This is a genomic window from Bradyrhizobium sp. NBAIM08 (genome assembly GCF_020193935.1).
GTDB lineage: Bacteria > Pseudomonadota > Alphaproteobacteria > Rhizobiales > Xanthobacteraceae > Bradyrhizobium > Bradyrhizobium yuanmingense.
The window spans coordinates 1-418 of record NZ_JADYVR010000734.1; the positions used below are offsets into that span (position 1 = coordinate 1).

Consider the following 418-nt stretch of genomic DNA (forward strand, 5'->3'; position numbering starts at 1 on the left):
GGGCCGGATCGTGGCGATCCTGTCCAGCGGCGTCCGCCAGCCGATCGGTGACCTCGTCTACTCGAACGCCGGCCGCTCGGCGCTGGCCGCGTGGCTCAAGACGACGGCGCGCGCCGTCGCCGCGGAGGGAGTCACGGCCAACGGGGTCATGCCCGGCAGGGTCGACACGCCGCGCATCACGCAGCTCGACTCCGGTCGCGCCGAGCGCGAGGGGGTCTCGGAGGCCGACGTCCGTGCCGCGCACATCGCCACGATCCCGGCGGGGCGCTACGGGCGGCCCGAGGAGCTGGGCGCACTCGTCGCGTTCCTCGCCTCGGAACGCGCCTCGTACATCACCGGGCAGCTGGTGGCCGTCGACGGCGGCCTCATCGCCGGGCTGTGACCCCCATGGCGTACGGCGTGGCGAGCATGTCGGCAT

General features: G+C 74.4%; 1 protein-coding gene. It reads left to right on the forward strand.

Annotated features, from left to right (window positions below; genetic code table 11):
• On the forward strand, nt 1-382 hold a 382-nt coding region (locus I6F37_RS41810), incomplete at its 5' end, for an SDR family oxidoreductase (protein WP_225154642.1).
• Between the last annotated feature and the right edge of the window lie 36 nt (nt 383-418).